Genomic DNA, 19,905 nt, shown 5'->3' with positions numbered 1-19,905 from the left:
AACCGCTGACCTCTTGCATGCCATGCAAGCGCTCTCCCAGCTGAGCTATACCCCCATTTCACTGTACTCACTGTGCTGCCGTGTTACCGTGTGCTGCTGAAGTGCGAGCATTATAGCGGGGCTTCTTGCATTTCGCAAACCCCGTTTTGCGCAATCACAAACCTTTGTTCACGCGAGCCAAAACAGTGTCGCGGCCGAACAGTTCAAGCACGGCATCGATGGCCGGGGTCTGGAGCTGGCCGGTGACGAGCAGGCGCAGCGGCATGGCGATCTGCGGCATCTTCAGGCCGTGCGCGGCGAGCACTTCCTTGAGCATGGCAGCCAGGGCCGCCTTGTTCCACTCCACGGTCTGGCAACGCTCGGCGAAAGCGGCCAGCGCCGGACGCACGGTATCAAGCAGGTGCTGGGCCAGCAGCGCCGCATCCGGCTGCGGCTGGCGGTAGAACAGCATCGCCGCATCGGCCAGTTCGTTGATGGTGTTGGTACGCTCCTTCATCAGGGCCAGCACCGTCGGCAGCGCCGGCGCGCCGTCGAACTGGGCGCCCTGCTCTTCCATCTTCGGGCGAACCAGGCCGGCCAGGCGTTCGTTGTCGGCCTGCTTGATGTAGTGGTTGTTCAGCCAGGCCAGCTTTTCCGGATTGAACTGCGCCGCCGACGCGGTCAGGTGCTCCAGGTTGAACCACTCGGTGAACTGCGCCATCGAGAAGATCTCGTCGTCGCCGTGGCTCCAGCCCAGGCGCGCCAGGTAGTTCAGCATGGCTTCCGGCAGGTAGCCCTGTTCCGGATACTGCATCACGCTCACGGCGCCATGGCGCTTCGACAGCTTCTGGCCGTCCGGGCCCAGGATCATCGGCAGGTGGCCGTACTGCGGCAGCTCGGCGCCGAGCGCACGCAGGATGTTGATCTGGCGCGGGGTGTTGTTCACGTGGTCGTCGCCGCGCAGCACGTGGGTGATCTTCATGTCCCAGTCGTCGACCGACACGCAGAAGTTGTAGGTCGGGGTGCCGTCCGGACGCGCGATGATCAGGTCGTCGAGCTCCTTGTTGGCGATCGTGATCGGGCCCTTCACGACGTCGTTCCAGGTGACTTCGCCGTCCAGCGGGTTCTTGAAGCGCACCACCGGCTTGACGCCTGCCGGCACTTCCGGAAGGGTCTTGCCCGGCTCCGGGCGCCAGGTGCCGTCGTAGCGCGGCTTTTCCCCCAGAGCGCGCATGCGCTCGCGCATCGCTTCGACTTCTTCCGGCGAGCAATAGCACAGGTAGGCGGTGCCGGCCTCGAGCATGCCCTGGATGACCTCGCGGTAGCGGTCCATGCGCTGCATCTGGTAGAACGGGCCCTCGTCGTGCGACAGGCCCAGCCACTGCATGCCGTCCAGGATGGCCTGCACCGCTTCCGGCGTCGAGCGTTCGAGGTCGGTGTCCTCGATGCGCAGGATGAAGGTGCCGCCGAAGTGGCGGGCATAGGCCCAGGAGTACAGCGCGGTGCGCGCGCCGCCGAGGTGGAGATAGCCGGTCGGGCTCGGGGCAAAACGGGTACGGACGGTCATGGTAAAAAGCGAAAGGGTAAAGCGGCTATTTTACCGCGCCGGGCACGCCGCGCGGCGCCGTCCGTCGCAAGCATGCCACCCTGCGCGCCGGGCCCGCCCCGGGTCCGGCGCGCAGGGACTCACGTCCTTCCTTCCTTAACTGTCCGCTTCCGCCGGGGCGGGCGCGGGAGCGCCGGCGCGCTGGCTGTCGACGTAGGCCGCCAGCGCCCTCACCGTCGGGTAGTCGTAGAGCAGCTCGGCGCCGATGGGCACGCCGCTGGCCGCCTCCAGTTCGAGCGCCAGCGGCACCGAAGCGAGCGAATCGATCCCCAGGTCGCCGAAGGACGTGTCGATCCCGATCTCGGGCGCGGGCGGGCAGCGCAGGGTTCCGGTGGCTTGGTGCGGCAGCTCCCCGCCGCGCGGCGCGGCCGCCCCTTCGCGCAGCCACTTGAGCAGGCAGGCGCGCACCAGTTCGACGGTGGACGGCGCCGCGTCCGCGGGTGCTGCGTCGACGGCGCTCGGTTCGCCAGGCGCCGCTACCGCAGCGATCGGCGCGACCGGCGGCGATGCCGGCTGGTCCAGCGCGCCAGCCGCTTCCGGCGCGGCGCGGCGCAGCAGCGGGTCGAGCCGGTGCTCCTCGCCCGGCAGCCCCTGCTCGACGTCGCCGATCGCCAGCGCATGGCCGCCCACGCGCGCCAGCAGCGCCGCACCTGACGGGCAAGCCTGCACCGCCGCCTGCTCGGCGGCGATCGCCTGGCGCAGCCGCTGCAGCCTGCGCGCGGCCCACTGCGCCGCCTCGCCGCGCGCACAGGCGGCCAGCAGCGTCCAGGCGGCGAACTCGCCGTTGCGCCAGTCCTGCCACTGGCCGGCGCCGGCCGCGGGCAGCCGCTCGGGTGCCGCGCCAGGGGCCGCGGATAGCTCGCCGATCCAGCGCGCCAGGGCATTGCCGGACGTGCGCGCCAGGGCGCCCAGGTGCGCATACAGGGCTTCGCTCGGGCCTTCGAGGATGCGCAGCACGCGCGCGTCGCGCAGCAACCGCGGTGCGAGATTGTTCTCCAGGTAGCCGCGCCCGCCGAGCATCTGCATCAGCTGGTCGGCCGCTTCCCACAGCAGTTCCGACAGCACGCACTTGCAGGCGCTGCAGGCATCCTGCGGCAGTTCCCTGCCGTCGTCGACGGCGCGCGCCAGCGCCGTCACCAGCGCCTCGCCCGCCTCGATCGCGCACGCCAGTTCATGCAGGCGCAGCGCGGTCACGGCATTGTCCAGCAGGCGTCCTCCGGCGATGTCGCGCCGCTCGGCATAGCGCAGCATCAGCTGGGCGCAACGGCGCATCGCGCCGATGCACAGCGCACCGATGCCGAGGCGGGAAAACGCCATCGCGTCCTGCGCCACCTCCATGCCGGCGCCTGGCGCGCCCAGCACCTGGGCGTCGGGCACGAACACGCCGTCGAAGCGCACCGCGTTCTGCACCATCGCACGCATGCCCATGGTCAGCGCTTCCGGTCCCTGCGCCAGCCCCGGCGCGTCCTCGGGCACCAGCAGCGCGACGGTGCCGAGCGCCCTGCCCGCCGCGTCGAAGGCGCGCGCGAACACGGCTAGCACGCCCGACCACGAGGCCAGGCCGATCAGGTGCTTCTCGCCGCTCAGGCGCCAGCCGCCGTCGGCGCGCACCGCCCGGGTGCCGATCGCGCGCGGATTCGATCCCGCCTGCGGCTCGCTCAGCGCGAACGCGGCCAGCTGGCGGCCGGCGGCCAGCTGGCGGCCGGCGGCCAGCACCGGGCCCCATCGCGCGCGCAGCTCGGGCGAGCCGAAGCGCAGCAGCGCACGCAGGCCGAGGCCGTTGTGCACGCCCACCACCGTGGCCAGGGTCAGGTCGAGCGCAGCCAGCTGGGCCATCACGCGCACCAGGTCGACGGTCGCCAGCGCCTGCCCGCCGAGCTCGCGCGGCGCCTGCAGGCCGAACAGGCCGCGGTTGCCGAGGTCGAGCACCAGGTGCGGCGCCAGCGTGCGCCGCTCGTCGTCGAGGGCCGAATTGATGCGCCGCGCGCCATACTGGCGCAGCCAGCCGACCAGCGCATCGGCGCGCGCCGCGCTGGCCTCGAGGTCGGCGCGGCCGCGCACGTGCAGCAGGTGCAGCGCGCCGGCCGCCAGCAGGGCCTTGCAGCGCGCGCGCTGGACCTTGCCGCTGGTGGTGCGCGGGAACGCGCCCGACGCCGCGAACAGCAGCGTGTGCAGCGGCACGCCGATACCCGATGCCACCGCGCCGCGGATGCGCCGGCCCAGCGCCTCGACGTCGCCGCTGCGCGCAAGCGCCCGGCTGGCCTCGACCACCAGCGCCAGCCCTTCCCCGTCGGCGCCGTCGATGCCGAAGGCGGCGCAACTGTTCGGCGCCAGCACGCCCGCCGCGCGCTCGACCAGCTCCTCCACGTCCTGCGCATACAGGTTGCGGCCATGGACGATGATCACGTCCTTGCGCCGCCCGGTGACGAACAACTCGCCCTGGTGCAGGAAGCCGAGGTCGCCGCTGCGCAGGAAAGGCGCCGCCGCCGCGCTTCCCCCCTTGTCCGTCACCCGGGCGCCGAAGGCCACGGCGCTTTCCTGCGGCCGTCCGTGGTAGCCGCGCGCGACGGCCGGCCCGGCGATCCAGATCTCGCCGACACGGTCCGGCCCGGCACGCTCGCCGCTGGCCGGATCGATCGCCGCCACCGTCACGCCGGATGCCAGCGGGCCGCAGCTGACGATGGCGCGCCCATTGGCCTCGCCCGGCGCCGCCAGCCGCACCTGTCCCCGTTCGAGCGCGCCGGCGTCGAGCGTCAGGATGCGCGGGCCGCGCCCGCGCGGACCGCCGGCCACCAGCAGCGTCGCTTCGGCCATGCCGTAGCAGGGAAACAGCGCGCCGCGGCGCAGGCCGCGGCTGCCGAAAGCGGCCAGGAAGCGCTCCAGGGTCGCCGCGCGCACCGGCTCGGCGCCGTTGTAGAGCACCTCGAGGCTGGACAGGTCGAGCTGCGCGGCCTGCTCGGCGCCGATCCGGCGCACGCACAGGTCCCAGGCGAAGTTCGGCGCGCCGGTGCAGGTGGCGCGGTAGCGCGTGACCGCCTCCAGCCAGGTCGCGGGACGGCGCAGGAAGGCGCCGGGCGCCATCAGCACCGAGCGAAAGCCTAGCGCCAGCGGCGCGGCCACGCTGCCGATCAGGCCCATGTCGTGGAAGGGCGGCAGCCAGCTCACCATCACGGTGTCGGGGCCGAAACCGAAGGCCTGGCCGATCGCCGCGATGTTGGCGGCCATGTTCGCATGGGTGATCTCCACCCCTTTCGGCTGGGCCGTCGAACCGGAGGTGTACTGGAGAAAGGCCAGGGCCGCGCCCGACGGCAAGGACGGCAGGCCGGGGCCGGCCGGCGCGGCGTCGTGAGCAGTGTCGCAACCGGTGCCGCAAAAGAGCGGCGCGATACGGCCGGCGCCGGCGCGCGCCAGCGCGGCACGGGTGGGAGCCTCGTTGTCCGGCGCCGCCAGCACCAGCGCCGGCCTGGCGTCGGCCAGCAGCGCCGCCAGGCGCTCGTCGTCGCGGGGCCGGTGCGCGGGCGCCGCCGGCACCGCGACCAGGCCGGCGGCCAGGCAGGCCAGGAAGGCGGTCACGAACTCCAGGCCGGCGGGATACAGCAGCAGCGCGCGTTCGCCCGGCGCGGCGCGTTCCGCCAGCGCCGCCGCCAGCGCGGTCACGCGCGCGGCCAGGCCGGCGTAGGAGACATCGAGCGCGGCGCCGTTCTCGCGCAGGAAGGTGTAGGCGATGCGCTGCGGCGTGCGCATGGCGCGCTCGAACAGGCTGTGCAGCAGGGTCGCGCCGCCGGCGTCCATCGCCTCAGCCACGGGAGCGCTCCCCGCGTCCGGGTCCGCGCGCCGGTTCCACCCCGAGCGCGGCGCCGGCGCCGTTGACCGCGGCGCCGACCAGGCGCGCGCCATGCCGCAGCTGCTCCTTCCGATGCGCCGCCATCACCTGCAGGCGCAGCCGCGCCGCGCCCAGCGGCACGCCGGGAAATTCGACCGCGTTCACGTGCACGTTGGCGCGCGCCAGCGTGCGCCCGGCCAGGCGCGCCACCGGCTCGCTGCCGATCCAGACCGGCACGATGGCCGAAGGCACGCCGAGGCAGCGCATGCCGGTTTCGGCCAGGTGCGCGCGCAGCGCCAGCGCATTGCGCAGCAGGGCCGCGCGCAGTTCGTCGCCCTCGCGCCCTTCGACGATGCGCAGGGCTTCCAGCACGCAGGCCGCCTGCATCGGCGACAGCGCGTTCGAGAACAGATGCGGTCCGGCGAACAGCTGCAACTGGCGCTTGAGCGCGCGCGAGGCGCAGGCGACGAAGCCGCCGTTCGAGGCGAAGGTTTTCGAGAACGCCCCCATCACGATGTCCACCTTGCCCAGCATCGCCTGCGCGCCGATGCTGCCGGCGCCGCCCGGCCCGAGCGCGCCCAGGTCGTGGGCGACGTCGACCAGCAGCGTGGCGCCGTACTCGCGGCACAGGTGCTGCATCAGCGGCAGGTCGGGCACGTCGCTGTCCATGCTGAACAGGCCCTCGGTGACGACCAGGATGCCGTTCTCGGTATCGCGCGCGCGGATCGCGGCCAGCAGCTCGCGCACGTGGCCGGTGTCGAGATGGCGGTGCAGCGCGACGTTGCGCGTGCTTGCGGCCGCGCCCTGGCGCAGCGACGCATGCGCCAGCTGGTCGATCACGACGTAGTCGCGCGGGCCGACCAGTGCCGTGACGAGGCCGAACGCGGCGCCCCAGCCGGTCGGGAACAGCGTCACGTGCTGTGCGTGCAGCAAGGCGCCGAGCGCTTCCTCGAGCGCCAGCGACAGGCGGCTGTTCCCCTGCAGGACGGCCGAGCCGGCGCTGTGCGGACCGCAATCGGCCAGCGCGCGCTGCGCCGCCTCCCGTACCGCGGGATGCGAGGCCAGCGACAGGTAGTCCTGCGAAGCGAAGTTCACGCCGGGCGCGGGGCCGGCAACGGCGGCAGCGCCGCGGGCGCCCTCCTCCCTGACCTGGGCCTCGGGGCCGGGCGCGCCGTCGACCGCGCGCGCATACTGCCAGACCCCATGCGCCGCGCGCAGCGCGCACCAGGCGTCGAGCGCCTCGGTGCGGCGGATCAGGTCGGAACCGCGCGGCTGCGCGAACTGGGCGACGTTGCCGCTCAGCGCGCCGCAGCGCGAGAGCTCGGCGACGTCGTCGGCCCGCTCGAAGTGAAGCGTTTCCTCGTGCACGATGTGCTCCTCGGTAAAATGGAAAGAAGGATTCAGGCCGGCAGCGGCGCGGCCAGCCGGCCGGGCTCGCGCGCCAGCAGCGTCGCCACCTGCTCGGGCGCCAGCGGCCGGTCGAACAGGTAGCCCTGGGCGACGTCGCAATGCATCGCGCACAGGTCGGCCAACTGCTCGTTCGTCTCGACGCATTCGGCGATGACTTTCAGCTCGACGCTGTGCGCCATGGAGACGATCGCCTGGGCGATCGCATACGCGCGCGAACGGCTGTCCTGGCCGAGGCGGCGCACGAACAGGCCGTCCATCTTGAGGATGTCGACCGGCAGTTCCGACAGGTAGTTCAGGCTGGAGTAGCCGGTGCCGAAGTCGTCGATCGACACGAGCACGCCCGCCGCGCGCAATTCGCTCATGATGCGGCGGTTGCCCTCGAGGTCGTCGATCAGGACGCCTTCGGTGATCTCGAGTTCGAGGCAGCCGCAGGGCAGCCCGGTGGCCTCGACGATTTCCAGCACGCGGGCGGCGATGCTGGGGGTGCGCAGCTGGCGCGCCGACAGGTTGACCGCGATCTTCAGGCCCGGCAGCCCGGCGTCGCGCCAGGCGCGGTTCTGGGCGCAGGCGGTGCGCAGCACCCAGTCGCCGATCGGCACGATCATGCCGGTTTCCTCGGCCAGCGGGATGAAGCGGCCCGGATCGATGCGTCCGTAAACCGGGTGCTGCCAGCGCAGCAGCGCCTCGACCCCGACCACGCGGCGCGTCGCCAGGTCGACCTGCGGCTGGTATTCGAGGAACAGTTGGCCGCGCGTCAGGGCTTCGCGCAGGCCGTTCTTCAGCGCCAGCCTTTCGCTTTGCGGCGCGCTCACCGCGCTCGAATACAGCTGCACGCTGTTCTCGCCCCAGGCGCGCGCGCTGCGCATGGCGATGTCGGCGCGCTTGAGCAGGGCGTCGAGGTCGCAGTCCTCGGCCGGGTACAGCGCGACGCCGACCGACAGCGTGATGAAGCATTCGCGTCCGCTCGCCGCCAGCGGCAGGCCAAAGCGGTCGAGGATCTTCTCGGCCACCTGGCGCGCATCGGCCTCGCTGCCCAGGTCTTCCAGCAGCGCCACGAACTCGTCGCCGCTCCAGCGCGCCACGGTGTCGCAGTCGCGCAGGCAGCCGCGCAGGATGCCGCCGGCCTGCACCAGCAGCGCGTCGCCCGCCTCGAAGCCGAGGGCGTCGTTGACCTCCTTGAACTTGTTGATATTCAGGAGCAGCAGCGCGATCAGGCGCCGGTTGCGGTCGGCGCGGTCCATCGCGTGGCGCAGGCGGTCGCGCAGCAGGCGCCGGTTCAGCAGGCCGGTCAGCTGGTCGCAGTGGGCGCCGTCGAGCAGGCGGCCGACGCTCGCGCCGAGGTCGCGCGTACCCGCCGCGTCGTCCGGGGCGCCGTCGCGCAGCGTCGCCGCGACCAGGCCATCGCCCTGCCCGTGGCACACCACCCGGTTGCGCCCGCTCGACTTGGCCAGGTACAGCGCCTCGTCGGCGCGGCCGATGGCGTTGCCGATGCTTTCGCCGTTCCTGTACTCGGCAACCCCGATCGAGACCGTCAGCGAGATCTCGCTGGGACCGTCCATGCAGCGCAGCCTGGCGATCGCGGCGCGCACCCGCTCGGCCAGCACCAGCGCGTCGCAGGCCGGCGTCTCCGGCAGCATCAGCAGGAATTCCTCGCCGCCGTAGCGTCCGAAGCTGTCGCTGGCGCGCACCTGCCCCTGCACGATCCGGGCGAACTCGCGCAGCACGGTGTCGCCGGCGCTGTGGCCGTAGGTGTCGTTGATGCGCTTGAAGAAGTCGATGTCGAGCAGGCACAGGCAGAATGCGCGGCTGGTGCGGTCGCTGCGCTCCTTCTCGCGCTCGATCAGGCTGATCAGGTAGCGGCGGTTGTGCACGCCCGTCAGCTCGTCGCGGATCGCCAGCTCGTTGATCGTGCCCAGCGCCTGCTCGAGCTTGACGAAGCCCTGGGTCTTGGTCAGCTCGAACAGCAGCGCGAAGACCAGCACCACGACGAACAGGCCGAGATGGCAGACCAGGTAGAGCAGCGCCATGTCGGTGACCGGATGCTGCGGGAGCGCATGGCCGCCGGCCGCCATCATATAGATCAGGCTGGCCGCGCCGCAGCTCATCGCCAGCCAGAACAGCGCGCTCCAGACGCCGCCGAGGAAGGTCGCGACCAGGGGGCCGGTAACCAGCCAGCTGGCGGTCGGCGCGCTGATCCCGCCCAGGTTGTAGCTCAGCCAGGTGAAGTTGAAGAACAGGGCGCACAGGAACAGTTCGCGCGCGGCGCCGATGCGGCCGCTGACGCGCAGCAGCAGCGGCGAAACCAGCATGAAGGCGCAGCACAGCAGGATCTCGGTGGCGGCCGCGCCAAAGCCCAGCAGGTAATAGGCCAGCGCGTAGAAGGGCCCGGCGGTGGCCGCCAGCAGCGCGGCATTGACCACGTTTTCGGCTCGCGTGAGCGTCTCCGCCTGCTGGTGCAGACCGGCGGGAATGAACCAGTGGGTCGCAGCCAGGTAACGGCTGCTCCAGCGCGCGGAGGTACTGTTCATGGAGGCAGAGGCGGCCGGCAGCCGCCTTGACGAGTCGGTCCAAAGGCGAGTGTATGCAGGAAATTTCCTATTGGACTTATTCTGGCGCAGACGGAAGACGCTTTCGGGCCGCAACCGCACACCGTGCGCTCCGGCTGAGTTGTCAGTTTTGAAATTGTTCTCCTGAACACCATCAGTGGCTGGTTTGGCATAAAATCCGGCGTTTTCAACTTGCGGAAAATCGCGATGTCAACGGCCTCGCCCTTGCTGTCCACCCTGGAAGCCAACCTCACCTCGACGCTGGTTGCGAAGATCCGCGACTTTGCGATCTTCATGCTCTCGCCCGATGGACGCGTCGCCACCTGGAACGCCGGCGCCGAGCGCGCCAAGGGCTATTCGGCCGCGGACATCATCGGCCGCTCCTTCGAGTGTTTCTACACCGAGGAGGACCGCGCGGCCGGGGTGCCGCGCCAGGCCCTGGCGACCGCGCAGGCCGAGGGCATCTTCGAGACCACGGGCTGGCGCGTGCGCAAGGACGGCACGCGCTTCTGGGCCCACGTCGTCATCGATCCGCTCTACGACGACAACGGCGCCCTGATCGGATTCGGCAAGGTCACCCGCGACGTCACCCGCGCGCGCGATGCGCGCGAACGCGAATCGCGCGCCCAGGACGCCCTGCTCCAGGCGCGCACCGAACAGAGCCGGCACCTGCTGCGCCTGGTCGAGCAGGCCCCGGGCTTCGTCTGCTTCTTCCGCGGACCCGGCCACGTCTACGAACTGCAGAACGAATCGCACCACCGGCTCGCCGGCTACCGCGACATCATCGGCAAGCCGGTGCGCGAGGCCCTGCCCGAACTGGAGGGCCAGGGTTTCTTCGAGCTGCTCGACAGCGTCTACGCGTCCGGCAAGCCGCACGTCGGCCGCGCCATGCCGCTGGCCGTGCGCGGCACCGACGGCCGCCTGGTCGACAGCTACATCGACTTCGTCTACCAGCCCATCCTCGACGAGAACGGCCAGGTGCTCGGCATTTTCTCGCAGGGCAGCGACGTCACCGAACAGGTCCTCAACACCCGCTACCTGGCCGAGAAGCAGGCCGAGCTGGAGCAGACCATCGTCGCCCGCACCCAGGCCCTCGACGAGGCGCGCCGGGCGCTGGCGCTGGCCAACGAACTCCAGCTGAGCAATGCCTTCTTCCAGAGCCTGTTCGAACAGGCGCCCGGCTTCATCTGCGTGCTCAAGGGGCCGGACCACGTCTTCGAACTGGCCAACCATGCCTACCGCAACCTGACCGGCAACCGCGAGCTGATCGGCCGGAGCGTGCGCGCGGCGCTGCCCGACGCCGACGGCCAGGGGTTCTTCGAGTTGCTGGACCAGGTCTACCAGGCGGGCGTGCCGGTGGTCGGCCAGAGCGTCCAGCTCGAGCTGCGGGAAGGCCCCGGCAAGATCGTGACCCGCTTCATCGACTTCGTCTACCAGCCCATCCTGAACGCGCAGGGCGCGGCGGTCGGCATCTTCGTGCAGGGCACCGACGTCACCAAGCAGAAGCGGGCCCAGGACGAAGTGCAGAAATACCAGAAGGGCCTCGAGAGCCTGGTCGAAGAGCGCACCGCCGAACTGCAGACGGCGCAGGCCGCGCTGCAGCACTCGCAGAAGCTGGAGGCGATCGGCAAGCTGACCGGCGGCGTGGCCCACGACTTCAACAACATCCTCCAGGTCATCGGCGGCAACCTGCAGCTGCTGCGCGACGGCGACGGGCACGACCAGCAGGCGCTGCGCCAGCTCGACACCGCGATCGGCGCGGTCGAGCGCGGCGCGAAACTGGCCTCGCAGCTGCTTGCCTTCGCCCGCCGCCAGCCGCTGCAGCCGGTGGTCGTCAACCCGGCCCGCATCGTCCAGCAGATGGACGAGCTGCTCCGGCGCGCGCTGGGCGAGACCGTCGCCGTCGAGACGATCCGCGGCGGCGGCCTGTGGAACACCTGCGTCGACCCCTACCAGCTCGAGAACGTCATCCTGAACCTGGCGATCAATGCGCGCGACGCGATGCCGGGCGGCGGCAAGCTGACGCTCGAACTGGGCAACGCCATGCTCGACGACGAGTACGTGGCCATGCATCACGACCTCACGCCCGGCCAGTACGTGCTGATCGCGGTGTCGGACAACGGCTGCGGCATGAGCCGCGAGGTGCTCGAGCGCGCCTGCGAGCCCTTCTTCACGACCAAGCCGGAAGGCCGCGGCACCGGCCTGGGCCTGTCGATGGCCTATGGCTTCGTGAAGCAGACCGGCGGCCACTTCAAGATCTACAGCGAGCCAGGTCACGGCACCACCATCAAGATGTATTTCCCGCGCTCCTGGAAGGCCGAGGCGAACGAGCCGATCGTCAAGAGCGGGCCCGCCGCCGGCGGCAGCGAAGCTATCCTGGTGGTCGAGGACGACCCGGCGGTCCAGGCGACGGTGGTGGAAATGCTGCGCAGCCTGGGCTACAAGGTGGTCAAGGCGGACAATGCCGCGGCCGCGCTGGCGATCCTGAACAGCGGCATGCCGATCGACCTGCTGTTCACCGACGTCGTCATGCCGGGCGAGATGCGCAGCCCGGAACTGGCGCGCCAGGCGCGCCTGATCAATCCTGGCATCGAGGTGCTGTTCACCTCGGGCTATACGCAAAACGCGATCGTCCACGGCGGCAAGCTCGACGCCGGCGTGCAGCTGCTGTCCAAGCCCTACGGGCGCGACCAGCTGGCGCGCAAGGTGCGCCAGATGCTGTCGCAACCCGCGGGCGGATCGCCGCCGGCGCCGGATAGTGCGCCGGCCAGTCCGCTCGAACAGGTCGAGGCGACCCGGCGCGTGCTGTTCGTCGACGACGATCCGGACCTGCTCGGCATGAGCTGCTCGGTCCTCGAGATGCTCAACCAGCGCGTCGACGGCGCCGCCAGCCCGGCCGAGGCCCTGGCCCTGCTGGAGCGCAACGACTACGACGTGTTGATCACCGACTACGAGCTGCCGGGCATGAACGGCGTCGAGCTCGCGCGCCGGGCCAGGACGTCCCGGCCCCAGCTGAAGCTCGTGATCGCCTCCGGCTACGGGCAGGTGGAAGGCGCCGCCGGCATCGGCGCGATCACCCTGCCGAAACCTTTCTCGCCAGACGACCTGAAGCGCATCCTCGCTTAAGCGGCGCCGGCTCCCGGCCAGGCCTGCTGGATCAGTTCGACGTAGCGGCGCGCGCCCAGGCCCATGGGCCGCTCGCGCGACCAGACGATGTCGACCAGCAGGCGCACCTCGTTGCTGGCGTTCTGGAAGCCGATCTCGACCAGGGTGCCGGCCGCGATCAGCGGCTGCACCAGCGTGCGCGGCAGCAGCGCCCAGCCCAGGCCCGCCTGCACCAGCCCCAGGGTCGCCAGCTGGCTGTCGGTATGCCAGACCTGGCGCGCCAGGATAAAGCGCGAGTCGGCGCGGTTGTCGTGACGCTCGCCGGGGTGGTCATTGCTGCGGCCGGTCATGGCGACCTGGCGCAGGTCGACCATGTCTTCCAGGCGCAGCGCGTGCGCCTTCCTGCCGGGCGGCAGCAGGGCCGGCGCCAGCACGGCGATCATGGTGTCGCTGCCCACTTCCTCGAAACCTTCGCGTTCGTCGACCCGTTCGCGCTCGAAGATCAGGGCCAGGTCGGCGCGGCCCTCGTGCAGCAGCCCCAGGGCGTCGGCCTGCGGCGCCGAGATGATCTCCACCTCCAGCGAAGGAAATTCGCGCGCCAGCGTGACCAGCGGCGTGGCCCAGAGGCCGGACAGCAGCTGCGGCGCGACCACCAGCGTCAGGCGCCGCTCCAGTCCCCGGTGCAGGGCCAGCGCGTCGGCCTGCAGCTGGCGCAGCTGGCTGGCCAGGTGGCGCGCCCGCGGCTCGAGCGCACGCGCGGCGTCGAGCGGTCGCGGCTCGCGGCTGGCCCGGTCGAACAGGGGCACGCCGAGTTCGGCCTCGAGTTGCGAGATCACCAGGCTGACGGCCGACGGCACGCGCCCGAGCGCGCGGGCGGCGGCGGAGAAGGAACCGTGGTCGAGCACGGCGAGGAAGACCTTGATGTTTTCGCTGGTAAAAGCCATGAACTGTGAGAAAAACTCAAAGGAGCCAACTTTATACCTCAGGAAACACTGAGTAGACTAGCGGCCCGTGCTTTCCTGATTCGTCCATATGCAAGGTATCAAACGCAAAATCGTTTACGTGGCCCTCTACGAGGCGATCGCCATCGCCAGCATCACCGCCGCCATGACCTGGATGTCCGGCCAGGGCGCCGGACATGCGGGCATCCTGGCCGTCGCCTCCTCCGTCATCGCGATCACCTGGAACCTGGTCTACAACACCCTGTTCGAGGCCTGGGAAGCGCGCCAGCCGACGCGCGGGCGCAGCCTCGCACGGCGCATCGCGCATGCCGTCGGTTTCCAGGGCGTCATGATGCTGATCGGTATTCCGCTGTACGCCTGGTGGCTCGCCGTGTCGCTGGCGCAGGCCTTCATGCTCAACATCGGCATGATCGTGTTCTTCCTGGTCTACAGCTTCAGCTACAACTGGGTGTTCGACCTGGTGTTCGGCTTGCCGGCGTCGGCGCAGGCCAGGCTGGAAGCACTCTAAGGCTTTAGGGAGCGGCGCGCAGGGGGATAGTCCTGCGCCCGGCCCGCGCCCGCAGCTGGCCGCAGCCGCCGTCGACGTCCTGGCCGGCCGAGTCGCGCAGCTTGGTCAGCACGCCGCGCCCGTGCAGGTGGGCGGCGATCGCGCGCGCCTGGTCCCAGCTCGGGCGGCGGTAGTCCAGGTCGGGGATGGTGTTGTAGGGAATCATGTTGAGGATGGCGTACTTGCCCTTCAACAGGGCGACGATGCCGTCCAGTTCGTCCTGGCCGTCGTTCACGCCTTCGAGCAGGGTCCACTGGTACTGGATCGGATAGCCGGACAGCCGCGCGTAGTATTCGCCGAACTCGACCAGCTCGCGCGGCGACAGGCGCGGCGCGCGCGGCAGCAGCTCGGCGCGCAAATCGGCCCGGGTCGTGTGCAGCGACAGCGCCAGGGCCGGCTTCACCCGCCCTTGCGGCAGGCGTTCGAAGGCGCGCGGGTCGCCGACCGTGGAAAACACGAGATTCTTGTGCGGGATGTTCGCCTCGACGCCGAGCAGCTCGATCGCTTCCAGCACATTGTCGAGGTTATGGGCCGGTTCGCCCATGCCCATGAAGACGACCTTCTTCACCGGCCGCATGCTACGCGCCAGCACCACCTGGGCGACGATCTCGCCGCTGCCGACCTGGCGCAGCAGGCCTTCGCGCCCGGTCATGCAGAAACGGCAGCCGACCGCGCAGCCGACCTGGCTCGACACGCACACCCCGTCGCGCGGCAGCAGCACGGTCTCGACCGCCTGGCCGTCGGCGAGCCCGACCAGCAGGCGTGACGAACCGTCCTCGGCCGGATGTGCGCTGACCAGGCGCGCCAGGCCGGCCAGCTCGGCATCGAGCTCGGGCAGGGCCGCGCGTACGGTCTTGGGAAGATAATCGGCGGGCCGGCGCCGGCCGCGCTCGTGCGGCGCGCCCTGTACCCAGTCGCGCAGGATGCGCGCCTCGTGCTCGGGAAGCGCGCCGAGCGCCCGCAGGCGCTCGCGAATTGCGGCAATACGCAATGGAAGAACTTAGTCGTTCTTGACGACGATGCTCGGAAACTTGCTGCTCATGTCCTTCGCCTTGTCGGCCACCTTGATGGCGACCTTGCGCGCGATGTCCTTGTAGACGGCGGCGACCGGACCATCCGGATCGGCGACCACGGTCGGACGGCCCGAATCGGCCTGCTCGCGGATCGACATGGTCAGCGGCAGCGCGCCGAGGAAGTCGACGCCGAAGTCCTTGCACATCTTTTCGCCGCCGCCATGGCCGAAGACCGCTTCGGTGTGGCCGCAGTTCGAGCAGATATGGGTGCTCATGTTCTCCACGACGCCGATGATCGGGATGCCGACCTTCTCGAACATCTTGAGGCCCTTGCGCGCGTCCAGCAGGGCGATGTCCTGCGGGGTGGTGACGATGACGGCGCCGGTGACCGGGACGTTCTGCGACAGGGTCAGCTGGATGTCGCCGGTGCCCGGCGGCATGTCGACGATCAGGTAGTCCAGGTCGCGCCAGTTGGTCTGCTGCAGCAACTGCTGCAGGGCCTGGGTGACCATCGGGCCACGCCAGACCATCGGCTCGTCGGGGTCGATCATGAAGCCGATCGAGGACACCTGCACGCCGTGGTTTTCCAGCGGTTCCATGCTCTTGCCGTCCAGGCTTTCCGGGCGCGCGTTAATGCCCAGCATCATCGGCTGCGAAGGACCGTAGATGTCGGCGTCCAGCACGCCCACGCTGGCGCCCTCGGCGGCCAGGGCAAGGGCCAGGTTGACGGCGGTGGTCGACTTGCCGACGCCGCCCTTGCCGGACGCCACTGCGATGATGTTCTTCACGTTCGGCATGACCTTCAGGCCACGCTGCACGGCGTGCGACAGGATCTTCGTCTGGACGCTGACGCTGACGTTGCCGGCGCCCGGAATCGCCTTCACGCCGTTCACGGCCAGCGTACGCAGGGCTGCGACCTGGCTCTTGGCCGGATAGCCCAGTTCGAGGTCGAAGGCGATGTCGGCGCCGTCGACCTGGATATTCTTGATCGACCTGGAGGACACGAAGTCCTTGCCCGTATTCGGGTCGATAACTTTTGACAATGCCGCTTTGACGTCGTCTGCTGTGATGCTCATGTAAATCTCCGGATGTGATTGCGCGCAGTGTAGCAAAAAACAGGCCTTCGCTTCGGGTGTGGGCGGAATTACCGACAATACCCCCTGAGCAGGTAGGGCCATCCACCTTGGAGCCATCCGCTGGTAAAATGTTTTCTTTTATCGTCCCGAGCGTTTCCGACCATGACCCGCAAGCTGTTCGTCACCACTGCCCTGCCCTACGCCAATGCCGCCTTCCATATCGGTCACATGATGGAGTACATCCAGGCCGACATCTGGGTCCGCTTCCAGCGAATGCAGCGCGACGGCGATGTCCAACGCCAGGTCCACTTCGTCTGCGCCGACGATACCCACGGCACCCCGATCATGATCGCCGCCGAGAAGGAAGGCATCACCCCGCAGGAATTCGTGGCCAAGATCGCCGCCGGCCGCCCGCAATACCTGAACGGCTTCCACATCGCCTTCGACAACTGGTATTCGACCGATTCGCCGGAAAACGTCGAACTGTCGCAAGGCATCTACGGTAAACTCCGTGAGGAAGGCCTGATCGTCACCAAGACCGTCGACCGTTTCTACGATCCGGTCAAGGGCATGTTCCTGGCCGACCGCAACATCAAGGGCGAGTGCCCGACCTGCCACGCCAAGGACCAGTACGGCGACAACTGCGAAGTCTGCGGCGCCGCCTACCAGCCGACCGAGCTGATCAATCCGTTCTCGGTGTTCACCGGCTCGACCCCGATCCTGAAGCCGTCGGAACAGTATTTCTTCAAGCTGTCCGATCCGCGCTGCTTTGCCTTCCTGAAGGAATGGCTGAACACCCCGGGACGCCTGCAGCCGGAAATGGTCAATAAAGTCTCCGAATGGCTGGGCGAAGCCGGCGAAAAGCTGGCCGACTGGGACATTTCCCGTGACGCGCCCTATTTCGGCATCCCGATTCCCGATGCGCCGGGCAAGTTCTTCTACGTCTGGCTGGACGCGCCGGTCGGCTACCTGGCCTCGCTGAAGAACTACTTCGACAAGAACGGCCTGGACTTCGCGGCCTTCCTGAAGGACCCGGACGCCGAGCAGGTCCACTTCATCGGCAAGGACATCGTCTCCTTCCACCTGCTGTTCTGGCCGGCGATGCTGAATTTCTCGGGCCACCCGATCATCGACAAGCTGAAGGTCGCCGTCCACGGCCACCTGACGGTCAACAACGAAAAGATGTCGAAGTCGCGCGGCACCGGCATTTCGCCGCTGCGCTACCTGGAACTGGGCATGAACCCGGAGTGGCTGCGCTACTACCTGGCGTTCAAGCTGAATGCAAAAGTCGAGGACCTGGACTTCAACGGCGACGACTTCGTGGCCCGCGTCAACAGCGACCTGATCGGCAAGTACGTGAACATCGCCAGCCGCTGCGCCGGCTTCATCGCCAAGAAGTTCGACGGCAAGCTGGCCTCCGAACTGTCGGCCGAGGCGAAGGGCTGGATCGCGAAAGCCCTGACCGTGGATGGCGCCGAGCGCCAGGTGTCGATCGCCGCCGCCTTCGAAGCGCGCGAATACGGCCGCGCCCTGCGCGAGATCATGGAAATCGCCGACGTCACCAACCAGTACGTCGACGAGAACAAGCCCTGGCTGCTGGCCAAGGACGAGACCAAACTCGCCGAGCTGCACGAGGTCTGCACCGTCGCCCTGATCCTGTTCCGCCAGCTGACCGTGATGTTGTCGCCGGTGCTGCCGCAGGTGGCCGCGCGCGTCGCCGAATTCCTGGGCGACGCCGCGTTCTCCTGGGCCGACACCCAAGGCGCCGCCGTCCACGAGACCATGCTGGGCCGCACCATCGGCGCCTACAGCCACCTGATGCAGCGCGTCGATGCGAAGATGATCGAGAATTTGTTCGACAAGCCTGCCCCGAACCCGGCCTCGGACGCGCAGCCGGAACCCGCAGCGGCTGCCGCGGTTGTCGATGCAGCCCCGGCCGGTGGCGAGATCGAGGAACTGGCGCCGGAAATCTCGATCGATGATTTCGCGAAGATCGACCTGCGCGTGGCCAGGATCGTCAACTGCGAACACGTCGAAGGCGCCGGCAAGCTGCTGCGCCTGACGCTGGACGTGGGCGAAGGCCGCCACCGCAACGTGTTCTCGGGCATCAAGTCGGCGTTCAAGCCGGAAGACCTGGTCGGCAAGCTGACCGTGATGGTGGCCAACCTGGCGCCGCGCAAGATGAAGTTCGGCGTCTCGGAAGGCATGGTGCTGTGCGCATCGAGTGCCGACGAGAAAGCCAACCCCGGCCTGTACCTGCTCGATCCGATGCCGGGCGCGACCCCCGGCATGCGTATTCGTTAAGCTGGCCCGCCCGACAAGAACCGGTCCGCCGGCCCGCGCAGCGCGGGCCGCGCAGGGCCGCGAAATCCTTTCGCGCCTCTGAGGAAAGACATTCCGGGGGCGCATGGCGGCGTTATAATGCCGTGTTTTTCCAGAAACTTGCGCTCCAGACGCCCCCTTCAAACTCTTTTGATAGGCAGATAATAAAATGACCGAATTGAATCCCCTCCGTCATATTCCACAAGCCAATGTGTTCCGCAAGGGCGACGTCTTCGTTCTCTTCGGCGAACTGTTCGGCCGCGGCTACGTGAATGGCCTGATCGATGAGGCGCGCAAGGCGGGCATGACCATCGTCGGCATCACCGTCGGCCGCCGCGACGAGTCCGGCGCCCTGCGCGCCCTGACCACCGAGGAACACGCGGAAGCGGAAGAAAAGCTGGGTGGCCGCATCGTCAATATTCCGCTGATGGCCGGTTTCGACATGGACGCCCCGGAAGGCGAGCAGAACCCGACCGAACTGCTGTCCGGCATCAAGCTGAAAACCTGGCAGGACGACAAGCTGGACTGGGAAAAGATCGAGCGCTGCCGCGAAGCCGGCGTGCGCCGCTTCACCGCCAGCGCGGCCCAGGCCATGGCTGAAATCGACAAGCTGATCCCGGAAGGCGCGAACGTCTTCTTCGCCCACACCATGGCCGGCGGCATCCCGAAGATCAAGGCCTTCCTGGCCATCGCCAACCGCATCTACAAGGGCCGCGGCGAGCGCTTCGAATCCTCGCGCGCCCTGCTCGACAGCGACCTGGGCAAGCTGATCCTGATGAACTTCGACGAAGTCACGGCCAATACGCTCAAGTACCTGATCGATGCCTCCGCGCCAATCCGCGAGCGCGTCACCAAGGCTGGCGGCGAGGTGCGCTACACGGCTTACGGCTACCACGGCACCGAGATCCTGATCGGCGGCCAGTACGTCTGGCAGACCTACACCAACTACACCCAGGGCTACGCCAAGATGCGCCTGGAAAGCATCGCCGAAGCCGCCTGGAAGGAAGGCATCGCCGCGACCGTCTTCAACTGCCCGGAAATCCGCACGAACTCGTCGGACATCTTCGTCGGCGTCGAACTGTCGCTGTTCCCGCTGCTGCTGGCCCTGAAGAAGGAAGGCGGCGGCGAATGGGCCGAGAAGCAATGGGCAATCTGCCAGGACCTGCTGGGCGAAGGCACCTCGCTGCAGTCGCTGCTCGACACCATCGAGCAATACAACAACGACGCCACCAGCGCCCAGTTCCGCAACTTCGAAGCCTGGCCGATGGACAACACCCCAGCCCTGGCCGAGGTGATGATCGGCACCTCGGAAGCCATCACCGACCTGCACAAGGACAAGAAGGCCCTGATCACCGACCACCTGTCCTCGCTGGTGCTGGAAGGCGCCGGCCCGCTGATGTTCCACGGCGCGTCGGAAAAGATCGCGCCGGTGCTGTGGCTGAACCACGACATCATCGCCCGCCAGCTGAACGCGCTGCATCCGTAAACCTTGACGCCGGGACCGCCGGGCAGAACA

11 protein-coding genes and 1 tRNA gene (1 of these 12 cut by a window edge) are annotated in these 19,905 nt (G+C 68.9%); 4 read left to right on the top strand and 8 right to left on the bottom strand.

What is annotated here, in order from left to right:
- The 5 genes from RT688_RS05685 to RT688_RS05665 all read right to left on the bottom strand — a co-directional run.
- Positions 1 to 49, bottom strand: a tRNA-Ala gene (locus tag RT688_RS05685) (it extends 153 nt beyond the left edge of the window).
- Between the two features lie 105 nt (positions 50 to 154).
- Positions 155 to 1,546, bottom strand: coding sequence for a glutamate--tRNA ligase (gene gltX / locus RT688_RS05680; protein WP_313703879.1), 1,392 nt, complete (start codon positions 1,544 to 1,546; stop codon positions 155 to 157).
- A 135-nt stretch (positions 1,547 to 1,681) separates the two neighbouring features.
- Positions 1,682 to 5,389 (bottom strand): AMP-binding protein, encoded by a 3,708-nt coding sequence (locus tag RT688_RS05675; protein WP_313703878.1) that lies wholly within the window; start codon positions 5,387 to 5,389, stop codon positions 1,682 to 1,684.
- Positions 5,382 to 6,776 carry an aminotransferase class I/II-fold pyridoxal phosphate-dependent enzyme gene (locus RT688_RS05670; protein WP_313703877.1) on the bottom strand — a complete coding sequence of 465 codons (1,395 nt, stop codon included), beginning with the start codon at positions 6,774 to 6,776 and terminating at the stop codon, positions 5,382 to 5,384. The genes RT688_RS05675 and RT688_RS05670 overlap by 8 nt, the downstream gene beginning before the upstream one ends.
- Positions 6,777 to 6,808: 32 nt before the next feature.
- Positions 6,809 to 9,346 carry a bifunctional diguanylate cyclase/phosphodiesterase gene (locus RT688_RS05665; protein WP_313703876.1) on the bottom strand — a complete coding sequence of 846 codons (2,538 nt, stop codon included), beginning with the start codon at positions 9,344 to 9,346 and terminating at the stop codon, positions 6,809 to 6,811.
- Positions 9,347 to 9,571: 225 nt separating this feature from the next.
- On the opposite strand from RT688_RS05665, the gene RT688_RS05660 reads away from it, so the two are divergent.
- A complete protein-coding gene (locus tag RT688_RS05660; protein WP_313703875.1) occupies positions 9,572 to 12,490 on the top strand; it encodes a response regulator in 2,919 nt (972 codons plus the stop codon).
- Here RT688_RS05660 and RT688_RS05655 read toward each other — a convergent pair.
- The gene (locus RT688_RS05655; protein ID WP_313703874.1) at positions 12,487 to 13,413 is read right to left on the bottom strand and encodes a LysR family transcriptional regulator; all 927 of its coding nucleotides are present in this window, start codon (positions 13,411 to 13,413) and stop codon (positions 12,487 to 12,489) included. The two genes, RT688_RS05660 and RT688_RS05655, sit on opposite strands and share 4 nt — an antisense overlap.
- A gap of 88 nt (positions 13,414 to 13,501) precedes the next feature.
- Between RT688_RS05655 and RT688_RS05650 the strand changes: the two genes are divergently transcribed.
- Positions 13,502 to 13,939 carry a PACE efflux transporter gene (locus RT688_RS05650; RefSeq protein WP_313703872.1) on the top strand — a complete coding sequence of 146 codons (438 nt, stop codon included), beginning with the start codon at positions 13,502 to 13,504 and terminating at the stop codon, positions 13,937 to 13,939.
- 4 nt (positions 13,940 to 13,943) lie between these two features.
- Here the strand turns inward: RT688_RS05650 and RT688_RS05645 are convergent, their stop codons facing one another.
- Both RT688_RS05645 and apbC read right to left on the bottom strand, forming a co-directional pair.
- Positions 13,944 to 14,969, bottom strand: a complete 1,026-nt coding sequence (locus RT688_RS05645; protein ID WP_313703871.1) for an RNA methyltransferase — start codon at positions 14,967 to 14,969, stop codon at positions 13,944 to 13,946.
- A gap of 9 nt (positions 14,970 to 14,978) precedes the next feature.
- On the bottom strand, positions 14,979 to 16,067 hold the full coding sequence (gene apbC, locus RT688_RS05640; protein ID WP_313703870.1) for an iron-sulfur cluster carrier protein ApbC: 1,089 nt from the start codon (positions 16,065 to 16,067) through the stop codon (positions 14,979 to 14,981).
- A 162-nt stretch (positions 16,068 to 16,229) separates the two neighbouring features.
- Between apbC and metG the strand changes: the two genes are divergently transcribed.
- Complete coding sequence (gene metG / locus RT688_RS05635) at positions 16,230 to 18,371, top strand: methionine--tRNA ligase (RefSeq protein ID WP_313703869.1); 2,142 nt, start codon at positions 16,230 to 16,232, stop codon at positions 18,369 to 18,371.
- Positions 18,372 to 18,558: 187 nt separating this feature from the next.
- A complete protein-coding gene (locus RT688_RS05630) occupies positions 18,559 to 19,875 on the top strand; it encodes an enoyl-acyl carrier protein reductase FabMG (RefSeq protein ID WP_313703868.1) in 1,317 nt (438 codons plus the stop codon).
- The last annotated feature ends 30 nt before the right edge of the window (positions 19,876 to 19,905 follow it).

The organism is Massilia sp., assembly GCF_032106685.1.
GTDB lineage: Bacteria > Pseudomonadota > Gammaproteobacteria > Burkholderiales > Burkholderiaceae_D > Telluria.
Note: the sequence above shows the minus strand (reverse complement) of the source record. Positions and strands in the feature narration are given on the sequence as shown.